We start from the raw sequence: 18196 nt of genomic DNA, 5'->3' as shown, positions 1-18196 counted from the left end.
GCGACGGTGAGCGGGCAAGGGCCAGTGAAGGTGGTCGACGCGTTGGTGCAAGCGACAGGCGACGTTCGCCCGCAGTGCCGTCATATCACTGGCTGCTTTCATCAAACAGCCAACCAACGTTCTGGTGCGGGGCCCTGGCCGATTGCGGGACCGTTGGCGGCATGGATGCCGCCATCGAGCCCCCAGGGATGGGTTCACGGCGTGTCCCGCGAGCGGCGAGGGTACCGCGCCTTCGATACTGCGAGTTTGCTGCAGGGCCCTTGCCCGCTCACCATCGCAGGACACGCTGCAAGTACGTCCTTGTAAGCTCCTTGGCGGCATCCATGCCGCCAAGGGTCCTGCGACGGTGAGCGGACAAGGGCCAGTGAAGGTGGTCGGCGCGCTGGTGCAAGCGACAGGCGACGTTCGCCCGCGGTGCCGTCGCATCACTGGCTGCTTTCATCAAACAGCCAACCAACGTTCTGGTGCGGGGCCCTTGCCGATTGCGGGACCGTTGGCGGCATGGATGCCGCCATCGAGCCCCCAGGGATGGGTTCACGGCGTGTCCCGCGAGCGGCGAGGGCGCCGCGCGCTCGATACTGCGAGTTTGCTTCAGGGCCCTTGCCTGCTCACCATCGCAAGACACGCTGCAAGTACGTCCATGTAAGCTCCGTGGCGGCATCCATGCCGCCAAGGGTCCTGCGACGGTGAGCGGGCAAGGGCCAGTGAAGTTGGTCGGCGCGCAGTGTTTGAGCACGGCAACCAACAACGCCTGGACCTCTCTCGACTCACCCAGCGTTTGCCTCAGACAGCGTTTGTCGCATCAGTGATATGCGTGGCGTGCGTTGGCCAGCAAGGTGCTCAGGCTGTCCTGCTGTTCGAGACGGAACACCGCCACTGCGTCCACCAGCTGCGTAGCCTGTTCTTCCATCGAGCGTGCGGCTGCCGTGGCTTCTTCCACCAGTGCTGCGTTCTGCTGGGTGGTTTCGTCCATCTGGGTGACGGTCTGGTTGACCTGGGTGATGCCGGCGGCCTGCTCGCGCGAGGCGCTGGTGATCTCGCCCATGATCTCGGTGACGCGCTGCACCGAGCTGACGACCTGCTGCATGGTACTGCCCGCTTCCGACGCCAGTGCGGCGCCGTTACCGATGCGGGTCACCGAGTCCTCGATCAGGTGCTTGATCTCCTTGGCCGCACCGGCCGAGCGCTGGGCGAGCGTGCGCACTTCCGAGGCCACCACGGCAAAGCCGCGGCCCTGTTCGCCGGCACGCGCGGCTTCCACCGCAGCGTTCAAGGCCAGGATGTTGGTCTGGAAGGCGATGCCGTCGATGACGCTGATGATGTCGGCGATCTTCTTGGACGAGGCGTCGATATCGGACATGGTGGTGACCACGCGGGAAACTACATCGCCCCCCTTGGCGGCCACGCCGGCCGCATCCAGCACCAGGCGGTTGGCCTGGTCGGCGTTGTCGGCGTTCTGCTTGACGGTGGCGGTGAGCTCTTCCATCGATGCGGCGGTTTCTTCGAGTGCGGCGGCTTGCTGTTCGGTCCGACGCGACAGGTCGCCGTTACCGGTGGCGATTTCGCTGGCGGCCGAGTTGATCGCCAGCGACGCGTCCTTGATGCGACGCACGATGCCGGCCAGCTGGTCGGCGGTGGCGTTGGCGTCGTCGCGGATGGTGGCGAACACGCCTTGCAGATCGCCGTCCATGCGCGCAGTGAGATCGCCCTGCGACAACGACGACAGCAGCGCGGAGACACGCGAGAGGCCATCGGCGTTGTTGTCCAGCAGCATGTTCAATTGCTGGGCGAGCTGCAGCAGGAAGCCCTGCTTGCCGGCGGTGTCCACACGGCCGCTCAGATCGCCGGCTGCGGCGGCCTGCACGATGCGGGCGACTTCTTCTTCCACCTGCACTTCCTGGGTGCGGTCGGCCCACTCGATGACAAAGCCCATGCGCTCGCCGGTGGCGTCTAAGACCGGGCTGACCACCTGGCGCACGATGCGGTCGCCAACGGTGATCTGGGCGACGTTGGTGCCGGTGAGCTGTTCGAGCATGCGCTCGTGCTCCTTCGGTGCGGCATGGAACTGATTGATGCTGGTGTCGATCAGCTTGTCCGCATCGAAGCCGGACGCAACGCCACGCAGCTGTTCCTGCACGCCCTTGAGCAGGCGTTGCAGAGGCCGGTTGACGTAGATGATGCGCTGATGGATGTCGGCGATCATCACGTTGGTGCTGACATCGTCCAGCGCGGTACGCACACGCAGTGCTTCGCTGGCGATCAGGTGATCGCGCTCCAGCCGCGCGCGCAGGTCGTCGCGCATGGTGCGGGCGCTGAGCAGCAGGCGGCCGAGTTCATCGTGCCGATCGATCTCGATGGGGTTGTCCAGACGGCCGGCGGCGACATCGCCGAGCACGCGTTCCACTGCAATCAGCGGCCGGGTGACCATCTTGCGTGCGGCGATGAACACCACCGCGATGCACAGCGCCAGTACCACCAGCGAGAACAACAGCATGCTGCCCATCAGTTGGTCGAGCGGGCCGTCGATGGCGCTGCGCGGCTGGGTGCCGATCACCGCCCACTGCCACGGCGCATAGCGCTGTGCGGTGACTTCGAACGCCTGCGCGTTGCCCTTGGCATCGCGCAGCTGCAGGCTGGCGCTGGGCTGCTTGCCGTCCAGCACCGACTGCAATGCCGCTTGCTGCTCGGCCGGCACCAGTGCCGACAACGTCGCCGGAGCACCAGGCGGTGCGGCGATGATCTGGCCCTGGTGCTCGCCAGGTGCCATGTCGGCGATGACGAAGTAGCCGTCCTGTCCCAGCTTGGTCGTGCTGACCTGGGCCTTGAGCGCGGCCAGGCCCTGGGTGTAGTTGCGACCGACGAACAGCGCGCCGATCACCTCGCCAGCAGCGTTACGCAGTGGCGCGTAGTACGTCATGTACTGGTCGCCGAACAACTGCGCCTGGCCGGTGAAGGGCTTGCCTTCGGACAGTGCGGCGTAGGCTTTGCCCTTGCGATCGAGCAGGGTGCCGATCACGCGCTCGTTCTGCTTGTTGCGCAGCGAGGTGGTGATGCGCACGAAGTCGTCGCCGGTGCGCGCGAAGATGGTCGCAACGCCGCCGGTGGTCTGCGCGAAGCGATCCACCGCGTCGAAGTTGAGATTCAGGGCCTGCTTGCCGGAGCGCAGCGTGGGCGTGTTCTGCTCGCCGATGCTCACGGTACTGGCGGTATCCAGCTCGCGTGCGCCGCGCGGCAGCATGTCGTCGAAGACGCTGCCCAGACGCTCGGTGCCTTCGGTCAGGGTGACGTCGTACATCGCCACCGACTGCTGCATCAGCCGCGTGCTCGAACGCAGTTCGGCCTTGACCTGCGATTCGATGTCGCCGGCCGATTGCCGGTAGATGGTCAGGGCGAGCAGCCCCAGCGACATTGCGATGACCAGGGTCAGCAATGCGGACAACCGCGTACCAACGGAAAGTCGGTTGAAGAAATGCATGAGAGTGCCTTGCCCGGGGGAGGGCGTTACGGATGCGTGAATGCGATAACGGCCGTCTATGCGCGAAATTGATCGTTTTTGTAGAAATCAGCACAACAGGGTGGGTTGTATTCAGTTTCTGCTCATTGGAAGCGTTTCCAGCTACGCCGCCGGACATCGGCATATGTAAGAGCTATGTGAAGTTGGAGGGATGGGCGTGAAGTACGCCATCGAACCCACCTGCGCGTGCGGACACCGCTTACATAAAAATGCGGACATAAAAAAGGGCCGCGTCCCCTTGCACGGGATGCGGCCCACAAGATCCGCGAAGCGCGGACTCGAACGACTCTCGAACTTTCTGTAGTGCTGATGCTGATGGTGGTGGTGCGCAACGCGTAGATCACGCACCGCGCCGTTACCTGCTGCAACGGTGGTACATGGCTGCGTCGGTGCATGCGCTGACGGGTATCAGCGCATTCCTTGCTGCGGCTGAATTCAGAACTCCTGCCACCCGCTGGCGTTGGCTGTCGACGCAGACGTGCTCACCGCAGGGCGGCGCGCCATCGCTGGCGTGGCGGTGGTGCGTGCCGCCGGACGCGCTGGCACGCGCGCATTGCGTGGCGCGCTGGTGATGGCAGTCAGGTGACGCGCGACCGGCGCCTGTGCCTCGACCTTGAACACGGCCACGGCTGCAGTGAGTTGCTGCGCTTGTTCTTCCATGGCGCGCGCAGCGGCGGTGGCTTCTTCCACCAACGCTGCGTTTTGCTGGGTGGCTTCGTCCATCTGCGTCACGGTGAGATTGACCTGCTCGATGCCGGCCGACTGCTCCTGCGAGGCGGCAGAGATCTCGCTCATGATGTCGGTGACACGCTGCACAGAGGAGACGATCTCGGCCATGGTCTTGCCGGCCTGATCCACCAGTTGCGAGCCATCGGCCACGCGCTGTACCGAATCGCCGATCAGGTCCTTGATCTCCTTGGCGGCCGCCGACGAACGCTGCGCCAGCGTGCGCACTTCAGAAGCAACGACCGCAAAACCACGGCCTTGGTCGCCGGCGCGCGCCGCTTCCACCGCCGCATTCAAGGCCAGGATATTGGTCTGGAACGCGATCCCGTCGATCACGCTGATGATGTCGGAAATCTTTTTCGATGAGGCCTCGATGCCGGCCATGGTGTCGACCACTTTGCCGACCACTTCGCCACCTTGCGAGGCCACGGCGGCGGCACCGATGGCGAGCTGGTTGGCCTGGCGTGCGCCCTCCGCGTTCTGTTTGACGGTGGAGGTGAGCTCTTCCATCGATGCGGCGGTTTCCTCCAGATTGGCCGCCTGTTGCTCGGTGCGTTGCGATAGATCGTTATTGCCGGTGGCAATCTCGCTGGCCGCGGCGTTGATCGACAACGCAGAGGTCTGGATGCGCCCGACGATGTCGGCCAACTGGCTGGCGGTGGCGTTGGCGTCGTCGCGCATCTGTGCGAACACACCCTTGAAGTCGCCATCCATGCGTGCGGTGAGATCACCCGCTGCAATGGCCTGCAACATGCCCGACAGCGATTGCAAACTGCCATCGGCGGTGGCCATCAATTGATTGAGGCTTTCGACCATGATGCGGAAGTCGTACTGAAACTGCGCCGCATCACCGCGTGCACTGAAGTCGCCATTGGCAGCAGCGTTTGCAAGATGCTTGATCTGTTGGTTCATCGCAGCCAGGTTGGCCTTGACCTGCGCCATGGTGTTGGTGAGTGCGGCCTTTTCGCCGGGGAGCTGCTGCATGTCTTCGCTGAGGTCTCCGATCGCATAGCGGCCCATGATCTGTGCCAGACGTGTGGTGACCTGGATGTGGCTGTCGACCAGCGCATTGGTATCGCCTGCCATGCGGCCAAAATCGCCAGGAAATGCGCCGCCATCCATGCGGAAGCTGATCTGGCCGGCATCGTGGCGTTTGGCCATGTCCAGCTGCGCGGTGATCAGGTTGCGCACCTGCGTTTGCATCTTGTCCATCGCCTGCAACAGGCGGCCGGTCTCGTCGCCGGCATCGGTATGCACGGCATTATCCAGCTTGCCGTCTGCAATCGCTTCGGCAGCGCGGGTGGCACGGCTCAGCGGCCGAGTAAGGCTACGGGTGATCAGCAAGCCCAGCGTGCTGCTGAGCAGCACCACCAGCAGCGAACCGCCCACCAGCAGCTTGCGCGAGTCGTTCATCGATTGCAGCGCAACTGCAGCGGCTTCGGCGGCGAGTTTGTCCTGCAAAACGATGTTGTCGCCGATCTTGTCCTGCCACTGCTGCAGCGCGGGCGCTGCCTTGGTGAGCAGCAGCGGCAGCGCTTCGTCGCTGTGGTCGGACGTCACCAGATCGATGACGTGGTTGTTCAAGTCGCGCACCGTGGGGGTGAGCTGATCGATGTCGTCGCGAATGGCCTTGCCTTGTTCCGAGACGGGCATGGCGTACAAAGCGTCGCGCGCTTTGGCGTAGTCGGCGCGTGCGCGTTTGATCTTTTCGATGAACGTCAGATTGTCGGCATCGCTGGTGGGCAGCACCAGGTTGCGCAATTCCGCGGCGATGATGTAGTTCGCATTCATCATGTCGTTGGACAGGCGGATCTTGGTCATGTTCTGGCTCACCAGGTCATCGACCAACCCGCGTGCCGAGGTCAGGCCGCGATAGCCGATAAAGGCAATGAAGCCCGATAGCAGGATCAACACGGCAAAGGCGCCCGCCAGGCGTGGTCCGACATTGAAACGCAGCAAAAAAGAGTTCATGGAGTCGCTCGGCTCGAAGGGAGGGGTGCATGACATCGACCGGGTGGCACGTCGCCGTGCGCTCGTGTCCGCTTTGCGGCATGCCCAGTGGTAACGGCTGCAACTGCCTCGAATTGACTGGCTGCGCGGTGCCTGTACAGCGCTGGATCACACTGGTGAACAGCACGTGTGGGTCGGGTTGGCGCTGGTGAAAAATTGTGCCGAGTTGTTCGATTTCGGCGCCGGAATGTGCTGTTTATGCGCGTGTGCAGCGAAGTGACATCTGGCTGTCGTCGTTGGGTTTCACGTGCGCTGCACGGGTTTTGGCGGCGTGGGCTTGGTTGGAGCGAGTGCGGTTGGGGCAGTGGTTTTGAGTTTGTCGCTGCGCCGTACCCTCACCCCAACCCCTCTCCCGAGGGGAGAGGGGCTTTGGGCGCTGGGGCTTCGTTGCTACGTGCGCTGTGTGGTTGATCGTTGGTGACGGGCGGTGCGATTGTGCGAGCTGTGCGGGCGCTGCTGCGATCTCTGCCAGTTGTTGCTGCGTGTCTGTCTAGCTTCCTGCACGCGAGCAAGTTGCCTGCCTGCCAAAACGCACAAAGCCGACCCGCTAAGCGGGCCGGCCTTGTGTTCGATGCGGCGCGGTGTCTCGTTTACTGCTATTGGTGCGTATAGCGATCGGTGCGCGCAGAGTTGATCTTGCACATGCGCCAGTGGTGCGCGACCAGGCCGTTTACCCAGGTCGCGCGTACTGCGCGGCGTTACTGCGCTTAGAACTCCTGCCAATCACCAGTGTCGTTGGCCGACGCCGATGCGGTGGTCTGCATCACGCCACGTCGCGGTGCTGTTGCCGCATTGGGGCGTACAACCGGACGCGGCGCGGTGCGTGCATTGGCCGGTGCGCTGGCAATAGCCGACAGACGGCGTGCAATCGGCGCGTGTTCGGCCACTTTGAACACTGCGACGGCTTCGGTGAGCTGCTGCGCCTGTTCTTCCATGGCGCGTGCGGCGGCGGTGGCTTCTTCCACCAGTGCAGCATTCTGCTGGGTGGTTTCGTCCATCTGGGTCACGGTCTGGTTGACCTGTTCGATGCCGGCGTACTGCTCCTGCGAGGCCGAAGAAATTTCGCTCATGATGTTGGTGACGCGCTGCACGCTGGCCACGATGTCGGCCATGGTGGTACCGGCCTGGTCGACCAGCGTTGCACCTTGCGCCACCTTTTCCACCGAGTCGTCGATGAGGTGCTTGATCTCTTTCGCCGCGCCGGCCGAACGCTGTGCCAGCGTGCGCACCTCAGAGGCGACCACCGCAAAACCACGGCCCTGTTCGCCGGCACGTGCCGCTTCCACCGCCGCATTCAAAGCCAGAATATTGGTCTGAAAAGCGATGCCGTCGATGACGCTGATGATCTCGGCGATCTTCTTCGAAGACGCCTGGATGTCGGACATGGTGGTGACCACGCTCGCCACGACAGCACCGCCCTGGGATGCCACTGCAGCGGCGCCGATGGCGAGCTGATTGGCCTGGCTGGCGTGTTCGGCATTCTGCTTGACGGTGGAGGTGAGTTCTTCCATCGAGGCGGCGGTTTCTTCGAGATTGGCGGCCTGTTGCTCGGTGCGCTGCGACAGATCCTGATTACCGGTGGCGATTTCGCCAGAGGCCAGACCGATCGCGCCGGCTGCTTCCTGGATGCGGCCCACGATATTGGCCAGCTGCTCAGCAGTGGCATTGGCATCGTCGCGCATCTGTGCGAACACGCCCTGGTACTGGCCGGTCATGCGTGCGGTGAGGTCGCCGGCGGCGATCGACTGCAACAGGCCGGACAGCGACTGCAGGTTGCCATCGGCAGTGGCCATCAAGGTGTTGAGGCTTTCCACCATGACGCGGAAATCGAACTGGAACTGCTCGGCATTGCCGCGTGCGGTGAAGTCGCCATTGGCTGCCGCCTGCGCAAGGTGCTTGATCTCGTGATTCATCGTGGACAGGTTGTGCTTGACCTGATTCATCGCGGTGGTGATCGCGGCTTTTTCACCAGGCAATTGCGGCATGTCTTCGCTCAGATCGCCGATGGCGTAGCGCTCCACCAGGTGGATGGTCTGCATCTTGACCTTGATGTGCGCGGCGACCAGCTCGTTGGTGTCCTTGGCCATGCGGCCGAAGTCGCCGGGGAACGCGCCGGCATCCATGCGGAAACTGATCTGGCCTGCATCGTGGCGCTTGGCCATGTCCAGCTGCGCGCTGATCAGGTTGCGTACCTGGTCCTGCATCCTGTCCATCGCCTGCAACAGGCGACCGGTTTCGTCGTTGCTGGTGGTGCGCACATCGTTGTCGAGATTGCCGTTGGCAATGGCTTCGGCGGCACGGGTGGCCTGCGACAGCGGGCGTACCAGGCTGCGGGTGATGGCCCAGCCCAGCAGGCCACTGATGAACACCACCGCCAGGCCGCCGCCGATCAACATCGTGCGGCCGCGTGCCATCGCGGTGGTCGCCACCGCGTTGGCTTCCTGGGCGCGCTTGCGCTGCAGCGCCGTGTATTCCAGCAACGTGTCCTGCCACGCCTGTGTGGCCGGCGCCGCACGTCGCAGCATCAACGGCAAGGCTTCATCGGTTTTGCCTGCTAACCCAAGATCGAGCACCTGGCGGTTGAGCGCGGTGGCGGTCTTGTTGTTCTGATCGATCTTCTCGCGGATGGCCTGCGCCGTCGGCGTCGCCGAGAAGGCGTAGAGCTGTTCGCGCACTTTGTCGTAGGTGCTGCGCTGTTCTTCGATGATGGCGGCGAAGCGACGATTTTCTTCAGCGGTGGTCGGCAGCACGACATTGCGCAGCTGCACGGCAATCACCGAGACGGCGTCATTCATCTCTTGCAGATGCTGGACGATGACCATGTTGCGATTGGTGAGCGTATCCAGGCTCTGACGCGCTTGCGCTAGCGTGTAAAGACCAGCGGCCACCAGTGCGCACGACAGCAGGATCAGCGTGCCGAACGCGAAGGTCAGGCGCTTGCCGACGTTGTACCGTTGAAGAAGAGCGATCATGTTGAGTCTCGAAGGCGATGGGCAGGAAGGGGAAATGCGCATCGGCAGGGTCGCGTCGCCCGTACGTCGAGCGCTGCCAGAGCGGGCATGCATCCGGCCGATCCATCGGTGCGCGTGACCGGTTGTCACGCTGCGCTCGATTGCAAGGCAGGTCTGCATGCTTGTGCTCGGTAACGGCGCTGGTGGCGACAGCTGAACTCGCTTGGCTGGTTGTGTATGGGCGGCCGTCACCAAGATGATGCTCGTGTGCACAAGTGACCCGGAAACCCTGATGGGAGCGCTACCAGCACGCGACCGGTGCGCTGCGAATTCACTGTTCGATCACGGGCTGAAGCGTGACGGCGGTGTGCAGGCAGTTGGGTTGCCGGGTGAGTGCACCGGTTTTGGGAAGTGAATCGGCGCACTGCCGCATTCGCTCATGACGCAGATCAGGACGCGCGGATGACGGCGCGCCCTACAATCGAAGGTGACATCGCGGTTGCCGCAGTGCCCTCAGGGTAGCGACACCGGTCGTCCTGTCAGGGCATCGATACGACGGCGATGGCGGGTGTGTGCCATCGCCAGGCGATCAGGTCGCCGGTCCCATCAGCGGCCGTCTGCAGCGTGCTGCACACGCGGCAGTCATCGCGCACCGCGGCGTTTAGGCCGCCTGCCCAAGGCGGGGCGACACCGCCGCCTGCAACTGGAACACCGATACCGCATCGCGCAACTGCTGCGCCTGTTCTTCCATCGCGCGCGCGGCGGCAGTGGCTTCTTCCACCAGCGCTGCGTTCTGCTGGGTAGCCTGATCCATCTGCGCCACGGTCTGGCCGACCTGTTCGATGCCTTGCGACTGCTGCAGCGACGCTTCGCTGATCTCGTGCATGATCGTGGTGACGTTCTGCACCGAATCGACGATCTCCTGCATGGTGCGGCCGGCCTGGCCGACCAGCTGGTTGCCGTGTTCGACCCGGCTGACCGAATCGTCGATCAAGTGCTTGATCTCTTTTGCCGCACCGGCAGACCGCTGCGCGAGGCTGCGCACTTCCGAGGCCACCACGGCAAAGCCGCGGCCCTGTTCGCCGGCACGCGCGGCTTCCACCGCAGCGTTCAAGGCCAGGATATTGGTCTGGAACGCGATGCCGTCGATCACGCCGATGATGTCGGCGATTTTTCTGGAGGCCGCCTGGATGCCGGCCATGGTGCCGACCACCTGGCCGACCACGTCGCCGCCTTGCGAGGCAACCGCGGCGGCGCCGACCACCAGCTGACTGGCGCGCTTGGCATGCTCGGCGTTGGTGCGCACGGTGGAGGTGAGTTCTTCCATCGAGGCCGCGGTTTCTTCCAGATTGGCAGCCTGCTGCTCGGTACGTTGCGACAGGTCCTGATTGCCGGACGCAATCTCGCTGGCCGCATCGTTGATGGCATCGGTGGAGCGCTGGATGCGCCCGACGATATCGGCCAGCTGCGTCACCGTGGCATTGGCATCGTCGCGCATGCGTGCGAATACGCCGTGGAAATCGCCATGCATGCGCGCGGTGAGATCGCCTGCAGCGATCGCCTGCAGCACCTTGGACAGCGATTGCAGGTTGGCGTCGGCGGTGGCCATCAGCTGATTGAGGCTGTCCACCATCGCGCGGAAGTCGTACTGGAAGCGCTGCGCATCGCCGCGCACGCTGAAGTCGCCGCTGGCTGCGGCCTGCGCCAGCAGCTTGATCTCGTTATTCATCGCCGACAGGTTGGCCTTGACCGTGTCCATGGTGTCGGTAAGCACGGCCTTTTCGCCGGGCAGGCGTTGCATGTCTTGGCTCAAGTCGCCGATGGCGTAGCGCGACATGATCTGCGCCAGCTGCATCTTTACCGCGATATGCGAGCCGACCAGCGCGTTGGTATCGCGCACCATGGTGGCGTAAGCGCCGGGGAAGCTGTCTGCGTCCATGCGATAGCTGATCTGGCCGGCGTCGTGGCGCTGCGCCATCTCGCTCTGTGCGGCCAGCACGTGCTGCACCTGCTCCTGCATCCGGCGCATGTTGTCGAGCAGTTGGCCGGTTTCATCGCGGCTGGGCGCTACGATGCGTTCGTCCAGCTCGCCTTGCGCGATGTTGGCAGCCACCGTCGCGGCGCGGCGCACGTTGCGGGTGAGGTTGGACAAGGTGTACCAGCACAACGCAGCGATCAGCAGCGCAAGCAGCGACAGGCCGGCGACGGCCTGCCACATCGCGTTGCGTGCATCCACCAGGTGGCGTTCGGATTGCCGCTGCAAGGCCTGCAGCGAGGTGCTGCTGAGGTCCTGCATGGCCTGGCCAAGCGCATCGAGTGCGGCATTCCACTGCGTATCGGCCTGCGTATCGCTGCGTTCCAGCGCCGCGCCAAGAGCTTGCAGTGCGGCGTTGGCACGCGTGGCTTCGGCGTTGGCGGCATCGGCCAGGGCAGGGTCGGGCTGTTCCAGCAGGCCCATTGCTTTGTCCAGCTCATGCCGGAAACGCACGTGGTTGCGCTGCAGCTGATTGAGCTGTTCGCGCAGCATGGCGCGCTCGCCACCTGCCTGCGACGGATCGTTGGCCGCATCCAGACGGGTCAGCGATTCGGTCGCGTCAGGGCTATAGATCAAGGTCGCCACCACCAGGTGGTAGCTTTCGATATATGGGGTGTAGACCAGTTGGCTGTCGTCGCGCAGTGCATCCAGCGCAGCGAAGGCTTGTTCGCTCACGCTGCTATAGCCGCTGGCCGCATTGGTAGCGACGTGGCGCTGCTGCAGGGCGAGCAGTTGTGTCTGGCTGCGTTCGAAGCCGGGCATGGCTGCAGTGGAGGCGAGCAGTTGCTGCAGATCGCGTTCGGCGCGTTGTGCTGCGGCGTCGGCGGCGCTGCCGCTGTCGACGTGTGCCGCGTGCAGATCGGTGATCAGGCCCAGCATCTGCCCAAGCGGGGCGTAGCTGCGCAATTCGTTGTTGCTGATGGTGACGCTCTCATTGAGCTTGCCGCTATAGAGCAGCACCGGGATCACCAGGCCGACCAATGCCAGCACACCGATCGCACCGAGTTTTTTGGCAATGGCCAAGTCGTCCCAGCGGCTGGTCCAGCGACGCGGGGCGGGTGAAGCGGTCTGCGGCAGCAGCGCGGAAGCAGTGGTCATCGGTGCGTCTCATGGGCGTACGCAGGCTATCGGCCAATACCTGTTATGCCTTGAGCCGGCCGGCATCGCTGCCGACCGGATCCGTTCAGGCAGTTCAGCCCGCTTGCTTAGAACTCCTGCCAGCTACTGTCGTTGCTGGAGGCAGTGACTACCGCACGTGGCTTGGAGGCGGGAGTCCGCCCGGCTGCAGCCACCTTCGCTTTGACCGCCGAACTCACCACCGGCCGCGAGGGCAGGGCACGCACGGCCGGGGCCGCGTAGGTCGCGTCGGTCTTGAACACGGCAACCGCTTCGGTCAGGCCCATCGCCTGTTCTTCCAGCGCACGAGCGGCAGCAGTGGCTTCTTCCACCAGCGCGGCGTTCTGCTGGGTGGTTTCGTCCATCTGGGTGATGGTCTGGTTGACCTGTTCGATGCCGGCCGATTGCTCCTGCGATGCCGCAGAGATCTCGCCCATGATGTCGGTGACGCGTTGCACGCTGGCAACCACCTCGCTCATGGTCTTGCCGGCGGTGTGCACCAGCGCGGAGCCTTCGGCGACGCGGTGCACGGAGTCGTCGATCAGGTCCTTGATCTCCTTGGCCGCACCCGAGGAACGCTGGGCCAGCGTGCGCACTTCCGAGGCCACCACCGCAAATCCGCGGCCCTGCTCACCGGCACGTGCCGCTTCCACCGCTGCATTCAACGCCAGGATATTGGTCTGGAAGGCGATGCCGTCGATGACCGAGATGATGTCGGCGATCTTCTTGGACGAGGCTTCGATGCCGGACATGGTGTCGACCACCTTGCCGACCACTTCGCCGCCTTGCACGGCCACGCTGGCGGCGCCGATGGCGAGCTGGTTGGCCTGGCGCGCACCCTCGGCATTCTGCTTGACGGTGGAGGTGAGCTCTTCCATCGAGGCGGCGGTTTCTTCCAGATTGGCGGCCTGTTGTTCGGTACGCTGCGACAGATCCTGGTTACCGGCAGCGATTTCGCTGGCGGCGCCCTTGATCGAGATGGCCGAGGTCTTGATGCTGCCCACGATCTCGGCCAACTGCGTGGCGGTGGCATTGGCGTCGTCGCGCATTTGTGCGAACACGCCGCGGAACTCGCCACTCATGCGTGCGGTGAGGTCGCCGGCGGCAATCGCCTGCAGCAGGCCGGACAGCGATTGCAGGTTGCCATCGGCAGTGGACATCAAGGTGTTGAGGCTGTCCACCATCACACGGAAGTCGTATTGGAAGCGCTCGGCGTCGCCACGGGCACTGAAGTCGCCGTTGGCGGCGGACTGCGCCAGTTGTTTGATCTCGCTGTTCATCGCGCCCAGGTTGAGCTTGACCTGCGCCATGGCATCGGTGAACACGGCCTTTTCGCCGGGCAGCTTGCTCATGTCGTCGCTGAGATCGCCGATGGCATAGCGCCCCATGATGCGTGCCAGATCGCTCTGCACGGCCACGTGCGAGGCCACCAGCAGGTTGGTGTCGTTGGCCATGCGGCCGTAGTCGCCTGGGAAGGCGGACGCATCGATACGGAAGCTGATCTGCCCATCGTCGTGGCGCTTGGCCATGTCGGTCTGTGCGGCGATCAGGCTGCGCAGCTGCTGTTGCATCTTGCGCATCGCATTGAGCAGGCGGCCGCTTTCGTCATTTGCCTGCGTGTCCACATCGTTGTCCAGCTTGCCGCCGGCAATCGATTCTGCGGCGCGAGTGGCGCGGCTGAGTGGCTGGGTCAGGCTGCGGGTGATGGCAAACGCCAGCAGGCTACTGATCAGCAGCACCGCCACGCCTCCACCAATCAACTGGGCCTTGCCGCGGTTCATCGCGGCGACGGCCTGCTCGTAGCTCTGCTGGGTCTGTTTTTCCTGTAGTGCGACGTTGTCGTCGATCTTTGCTTGCCAGGCGAGCATGGCAGGCCGCGCTTTTTCGACCATCAGCATCTGCGCTTCGTCGTTTTTGTTTTGCATTGCCAGGGCAATGATCTGGTCGTTCAGACCTCTGGCAATCCCGCGTGCCGCGTCGATCTCGGCGCGTACCTTACTCCCGGCAGCAGAGGGTGGAAAGGCGTCCAACTTCTTGCGTTCGTGCGCATACAGTTCGCGCTTTTGCTTGACCGTCTCTGCGGCTTGGTCGTTGAGTTCCTGACTGGTGACCATGGCCAGCGTCCCCATCGCAATGAAGATGTCGGAGTTGGCCGAGCGCATGTTGTTGCTGAGTCGAATCTTGACCAGACGGTCCTTGACGATGGAATCCAGTTGCGCGCGTGCTTGGATCATCGTGCTAAAGCCGGAGGCGACCAGCAGGCCGGACAGCAGAATTAGGATCCCAAAGGCCACGCCCAACCGGCGGCCGACGTTGTAGCGTTGCAAGAATGCGTTCATTGACAGGGTTCCGAAGGCGTGCGTGGCAGGAAATGTTGCTTGCGACGCAAGCCATGACGATCTCGCCATACCCTTGCCGCTATGCGAGATAACGGCTCAGGTCTCTAAGGTCTGAATGAAGGCTATGCGAAAAAAATATGACCGCAGTCACGCAGATGAAAAAAGAGACATTATTTGGCTGTCTCATTCGGTGAGAGACATTTTTGTTGATCAGAAATATCCAGATACCGCGCCGAAAGCGAGCTAGACCATTGATTTGTCGATGCTGTCTGCGATGTCTTGAGATTGTCTAAATCCTGGCTTGTCGTGTCCGGTGACGCTGGGGACGGCGTGATCTGCGCTATGCGCTTACCGGTGGACGCTTGCCACCCGTTGCGCGCAGCCGTGCGGCACGCGCGGCCGCTGGTCAGTCTCGATACGGCCCTGACTTACGTCTTAAAGCTGGCCGCGATGCGTATACGCATCCGTTCAAGCGCGGATAGCGCGTGCTGCGGTATCGATGCGTGGTGCTGAGGTGGTGCACGCCGTGCGGGACATCGAGCGCATGCTGGACCAAGCGCAAATCTGCGCGTGCGAATGCATTGATCGCATGGGTACTTCAAGTGATTTTTAGGGACGATCAGGTCCTAGCCACGGTGCGCGAAGGGTCGCACTGAAAAATGCTGTGCGTTAGCGCAAAGCTCTAACGAATACAGCTGGCCGATCAAGGGCGAGAGCACGCGTCAATCGGATCTATGACTCACTAGTTGTGCGATCAGTGGCCATCATCGCGAAGCAGCTGCTGTGCGCAAATTGATCGCCCTGTATTGCCTCTGGTTTCCGTAACGCGGCCCGTTCTTCTCGAAAGTGGCGCAGAGCCGATCCTCTCCGCAAGGGGCCAGGTCAGCGCGTGCGACTCGCTCCCAATAATCGATCGAGGCGCGAAGCTGCACCAGCTCGTTGCGCTTCTCGTTGATGATGCCAACCGAGTACGCCACTGCACCCAGGCCCAAGACGCCCGACACCAGCAGGGCGATCGAGGCGATCCACATGCGTCGTGTGGTTGTCGTTTCCAGGGAGTGCTGCGCTTTTGCATAGCGTTGGGTGGCCTGCTGCAGCGTCTGGTCCGCATCGGCCATCTGCTTGGTGAAGCGCGCTGCCGCAGGTTCCAGCGTCTGCGTCAGTGCTTGTTGACTCAGTTGCGTCAGCCGTGGCAACGCGTTCTCTACGACCCGAGTGACACGCTGATCGGCGCTGTTGGCCGCGCTCTGCAGAAGCTGCAATTGCTGGCGCACCAGATCTTCCAGAACGTGTTCTCGCCGTTGCAGCTGCCCGATCAGTGCTGACATGGCTTGGATCGATTCTTTCATCGCGCGCTCTGACCCGTTGTCTTCGGGCAGCGCTGGGGAATTCTGCATGTCCATCGTGTTCTCTTGAGGGTTCAACGCGCCGAACGCATTCCGGTTATCCGCCACCGCCGCCTCCACCGCCGCCGCCGCCGCCATCTCCGCCACCACCACCGTCACCCTGTGGACCTTGCATCGCCGGTCCGTTGGCGAACTGCGGCAGTGTCATCACCATCACCGGGCCACGGCTGGTCTGCACCTCTGTCGAGACGTCCATGTTCAGTGCCTGGCGCGTGCTCGCCTGTTCCTGGGCTTCCTGCATCGCCTGGGCATCCAGAAATTCATGCCCCTGTTTGGCAAGGGCCTGGCTGTAGGGGCTGTTGGCGACCCGTTTCAAGGCCTGTTCGATCGCCAGTTCGTCCTTGCAGTCGATGGCGTACAGCAACTCGTCCACATCCGGATCGCCGGTGATGTTTTTACGCTGGGGCTGCGGCCGATCGTCCTGCTCGCCAGCGGCAAGAGACTGTGGCGCGGTGTCTGCCGGCGGCGCGCGTGGTGGTCTCAATCCAGAGGGGCCATCCGGATCGTACCCATCACGCAATTCCAACTCGGTAAACGGCCGCTCACCACGGTCCACGCGCGCCTGCCGCGCTTCTGCGACGCGGTTTTCTGTTTCGAGATCCTGTTCGAGCTGGATGCGCAGCTCACGCATGGAGCGCTCTATTTCCTCCCAGGAGTCCGGATCGGCGGGCACCGCGGCAGGACGGTCCTGCGCATCTGCCAGGGACGCCGAAAGCGGCCCGCGCGCATCGGCCGCGTCCTCGGGTGCGTCGGCGGAGCGGCCAGTGGTCGGCATGTCCAGCGATGGCCCTGTCGCTTGCGTGAGGTGTGCGGACACTGGCAACGCTGCAGGGTTATCTGGCGCTTCCAATGCTCCAGCCTGTGGCGTGCGCGCTTGTTGCTCGTCGCGGTGTTCTGCAGCCACTGGGATGGCGAGGGATGGCGCGGTTGCCGCCTGGGCCAGGTACGCGTCCGCCGGCTGCTCGGGCTGCTGCGCAGGTGCATCTTGGTGCGTATCCGAGGCTTGCGCCGTCATCGACCGCTGGCCGTTGTGCAGGTCCGCAACCTGCTGCTGATCTGCCGGTGCTGTCTGCGCGATCGCCGCGCTCTGCGCTGTCTGCTGTTGGACTTCCTGCGGGCGCTCTTCTTGCGCTTGTTGGCTTTGCGTCCGCTGCTGCGCTACGTCGGATGCATGTGCTTGCGCAGGCTCTGCCAGCTGCTCCTGGGGCCGTTGGGCGACGTCATCCGGGATAAACCGCTGCTCGGGCTGGCGTGGCGATGTGTCTTGCGCGTGGAGCGACGACGGCTCGCGCGAGACGGCCTCATTATCCGACTCCTGCTCGCGTTGTGGAGCCGTTTGGGCGTGGAGCGGCTGTTGCTCGGCATGTTGCGCAGTCTGCGCGTGCAGGCGTTCTTGCTGGCTCTGCTGGGCGTCCTGTGCCTGGCGTGTCTCCTGCTCGCGCTGCTGTGTCTCCTGGGCTTGCTGCTGCGCTTGTTCGCGCTGTTGGGTGTCGTGCGCCTGCTGCTGGACTTGTTCGCGTTGCTGCGCGTCATGTACCTGGCGTTCTTGCTGCTCCAGTTGTTGCGACTCTTGCTGGCGAAGTTCCAGCACGGCGTGCGCCTGCAGCGCCTGAGTGGCTTGCGTCCGGTCCTCGTGCGACACCTGCTCCTGCAGCGCGTGGTCGCGTGCCTGTGCCAGCTGCTGATCTTGCGCCTGCCGGTCTTGCTGTTGCTGTTCCTGACGCGCCTGCGCTGCGCTGGCCGCTTGTATCCGCGACTGCATATCCAGCACCAGTTGCGGGCTGGACGATGCGTTGGCGCTAGAGGCATCGCTGTCAGACGATCCGTCTGCTGATCGCGCGGTGACAGTGAGATGCGGTGCCGGCTGGTCCGGCGAGACGGGCTGGGTCTGCTGCTGTGCTCGCACCTGCTGCAAGGCCTGGCGAATCTCCTCGCTGCTGGTTATGGCGGCGATGCGATCCACCCCATCAGCGCCGCGTTGCAGATGCGCGATCGGGCTATCGGCGCCAAACATGCCACCGGCGGCGCGTTGCAGTTTCAACGATCCAGCACCGATAAGGCCGTACTCATCCCGCGTGCGTTGGGTCGCCAGCTCGATC

6 protein-coding genes and 1 pseudogene are annotated in these 18196 nt (G+C 63.6%); all 7 read right to left on the bottom strand.

Annotated elements, in window-relative coordinates:
* Positions 1 to 802 precede the first annotated feature (802 nt).
* A complete protein-coding gene (locus RQH86_RS22855) occupies positions 803 to 3475 on the bottom strand; it encodes a Cache 3/Cache 2 fusion domain-containing protein (protein ID WP_311240610.1) in 2673 nt (890 codons plus the stop codon).
* A 474-nt stretch (positions 3476 to 3949) separates the two neighbouring features.
* Entirely contained in the window at positions 3950 to 6211 is a 2262-nt protein-coding gene (locus RQH86_RS22850) for a methyl-accepting chemotaxis protein (RefSeq protein ID WP_311240611.1), read from the bottom strand.
* A 746-nt stretch (positions 6212 to 6957) separates the two neighbouring features.
* Positions 6958 to 9222, bottom strand: coding sequence for a methyl-accepting chemotaxis protein (locus tag RQH86_RS22845; protein WP_311240612.1), 2265 nt, complete (start codon positions 9220 to 9222; stop codon positions 6958 to 6960).
* Positions 9223 to 9862: 640 nt separating this feature from the next.
* The gene (locus tag RQH86_RS22840) at positions 9863 to 12334 is read right to left on the bottom strand and encodes a methyl-accepting chemotaxis protein (protein ID WP_311240613.1); all 2472 of its coding nucleotides are present in this window, start codon (positions 12332 to 12334) and stop codon (positions 9863 to 9865) included.
* A 107-nt stretch (positions 12335 to 12441) separates the two neighbouring features.
* Entirely contained in the window at positions 12442 to 14691 is a 2250-nt protein-coding gene (locus RQH86_RS22835) for a methyl-accepting chemotaxis protein (RefSeq protein WP_311260744.1), read from the bottom strand.
* Between the two features lie 764 nt (positions 14692 to 15455).
* Positions 15456 to 16175 (bottom strand): hypothetical protein, encoded by a 720-nt coding sequence (locus RQH86_RS22830; RefSeq protein ID WP_311260620.1) that lies wholly within the window; start codon positions 16173 to 16175, stop codon positions 15456 to 15458.
* Positions 16135 to 18196, bottom strand: a pseudogene (locus tag RQH86_RS22825) (hypothetical protein); the annotation flags it as partial. The pseudogene RQH86_RS22825 and the gene RQH86_RS22830, both read right to left, overlap by 41 nt.

The sequence above is a fragment of the Xanthomonas sp. WCS2018Noco2-27 genome (assembly GCF_031843525.1).
Lineage (GTDB): Bacteria > Pseudomonadota > Gammaproteobacteria > Xanthomonadales > Xanthomonadaceae > Xanthomonas.
The sequence above is the reverse complement of the archived record's forward strand: the minus strand, read 5'-3'. Positions and strand labels throughout refer to the sequence as shown.

Bases quoted from the DNA above. Each gene is read 5' to 3' on its own strand.
- RQH86_RS22855 (WP_311240610.1), bottom strand. From the start codon at position 3,475: ATGCATTTCTTCAACCGACTTTCCGTTGGTACGCGGTTGTCCGCATTG.
- RQH86_RS22835 (WP_311260744.1), bottom strand. From the start codon at position 14,691: ATGAACGCATTCTTGCAACGCTACAACGTCGGCCGCCGGTTGGGCGTG.
- RQH86_RS22840 (WP_311240613.1), bottom strand. From the start codon at position 12,334: ATGACCACTGCTTCCGCGCTGCTGCCGCAGACCGCTTCACCCGCCCCG.
- RQH86_RS22830 (WP_311260620.1), bottom strand. From the start codon at position 16,175: ATGGCGGCGGCGGCGGCGGTGGAGGCGGCGGTGGCGGATAACCGGAAT.
- RQH86_RS22850 (WP_311240611.1), bottom strand. From the start codon at position 6,211: ATGAACTCTTTTTTGCTGCGTTTCAATGTCGGACCACGCCTGGCGGGC.
- RQH86_RS22845 (WP_311240612.1), bottom strand. From the start codon at position 9,222: ATGATCGCTCTTCTTCAACGGTACAACGTCGGCAAGCGCCTGACCTTC.